The organism is Arthrobacter sp. BB-1 (assembly GCF_006151685.1).
GTDB lineage: Bacteria > Actinomycetota > Actinomycetes > Actinomycetales > Micrococcaceae > Arthrobacter.
The window spans coordinates 1-1,646 of record NZ_VDEV01000048.1 but is presented as its reverse complement, the minus strand read 5'-3'; the positions used below and the strand labels follow the sequence as shown (position 1 = coordinate 1,646).

Below are 1,646 nucleotides of genomic sequence, written 5' to 3'. Positions count from 1 at the left end.
AGCCCCTTGCCCTTACGGGTAGACAGGCCTCCGTCGGCCACAGCTCCGCAAGCTTCGCCAGCAGCCAAAACAACGGGGGGAGAGGGGACGCTGGCCGGTCACCTAAGCCGCCCCGCCCGCCTAATCCTCAGCAAAGGACTTTCAACATGAACGACGCAATCCGCATCTCCAGCCCCGCCGACATCCTCGGTTTCATCCCGCACTCCCTCGGGTTCGTACCGCGTGAATCCTTTGTGTTCCTGACCATGCGGGGCAAGACGCTGGGCGCGACACTGCGCGTCGACGCCCCCGCGTTCGTGGAACCCGCCGGTTTCGCCCGCTCCATGGTGGACTACCTCGCACTGGACACTCAGGCAACGGCGGTGCTGCTGACCATCTACACGGCCAGCACCCCCGCCCTCGGACAGCCCCGCCCCTTCCACGACCACGTCGAGGCCGTCATTGAGGCGCTGGACAGCGCAGGAACCCCGCTGCAGGACGCGTGGCTGGTCACCCCGTCGCACTGGCAAAACCTGCTGTGCGACAGCGACGCCGGGTGCTGCCCGCCCGAATCGCTGGAATCCATCACGGACGGGCAGCTGAACGCGGAACTGGTGTTCCGTGGCAGCAGCTACCAAAAGACGCCCGGCACCAGCTATGCGTCGTTCGCAGGCCCCGCAGACAGGGAGGAGCAGATCCGTCACGCGCTCCCGGGAGTGCTCGGCGCGGAGCTGCGTCCGGGCCGGGAACTGTGGGCTGAGGCCCTGACCCGGGACGGCTGGACGGATCCGCAGACAGCGGTGGAGCTGCTGGCATGCTTCCAGCGCCCGGACCTGCGCGATACGTTGTTCTGCAACGTCATCGACCCGGAGCTGCCGGACGCCGAGGACAGCGGAAATCTGCTCATGGGGGAGGGTATCGCCCCGGACTGGGACCGCGTGGACCGGGCACAGGAAACCGCCCGGGACCTCATCGACGCCGCGCCCGAAGGCTACCGGGCGCCTCTGCTGACCTTGATCGGATGGCTGGCGTACCTCAAAGGTCAGTCGTCGGTAGCTGCGGACCACTTCAGGCTTGCTCTGGCTGATACACCGGGCTACAGGCTCGCGGAACTGATGGACCAGCTGGTGAGCCGGGGAACCATCGCCCCGGTCGCGAAGAACCAGGCAACCGCCTATAAGCGGCACCGCTAAAAGCAAGGGGGCCGGACCGGGAAAACGGTCCGGCCCCCTTGGGTGCGTCGGCGGCCTCCCCCGCATGCGCTCCTCCGGCCGCTGATCACGCTGCCGCGGGCGCAGCACCACAAGCGGGCAACAGCCGGACGCCGGGCTACAGTGGAAAAGGAACACGATCCACGAAGAGCCTGGGGACAAGCACATGAGCCACGAGTACATCCTGACGGACGATGACGCAGCACCTGCCGATGCCACCCATGCCCAGGACATCCTCGAGCTCTCGATGTTGACCATGCCGCAGCCAGGCGCCCCCATCGTTGATATCTCCTGGGAGAAATCCCCGCTGGACCTGTAAGTTTCTGCAGCGATGACGCTGCAGCACTGATTTCCTTTTGCTGAGGGAAAACTGAGGCCGGCCCCAAGGGGCCGGCCTCAACCCTTTTAAACGCTGAAACGGGCCTCGCTTCGCTCGGGCTGTAGAAGCGCTTTTCT

Annotated in this window: 2 protein-coding genes; both read left to right on the top strand. The window is 65.9% G+C overall.

Going from position 1 to position 1,646, the window contains the following annotated elements:
• Positions 1–146 precede the first annotated feature (146 nt).
• On the top strand, positions 147–1,172 hold the full coding sequence (locus FHJ30_RS21180) for a DUF4192 domain-containing protein (protein ID WP_139031214.1): 1,026 nt from the start codon (positions 147–149) through the stop codon (positions 1,170–1,172).
• A 184-nt stretch (positions 1,173–1,356) separates the two neighbouring features.
• A complete protein-coding gene (locus tag FHJ30_RS21495; protein WP_171059168.1) occupies positions 1,357–1,509 on the top strand; it encodes a hypothetical protein in 153 nt (50 codons plus the stop codon).
• The last annotated feature ends 137 nt before the right edge of the window (positions 1,510–1,646 follow it).

Bases quoted from the DNA above. Each gene is read 5' to 3' on its own strand.
- FHJ30_RS21180 (WP_139031214.1), top strand. From the start codon at position 147: ATGAACGACGCAATCCGCATCTCCAGCCCCGCCGACATCCTCGGTTTC.
- FHJ30_RS21495 (WP_171059168.1), top strand. From the start codon at position 1,357: ATGAGCCACGAGTACATCCTGACGGACGATGACGCAGCACCTGCCGAT.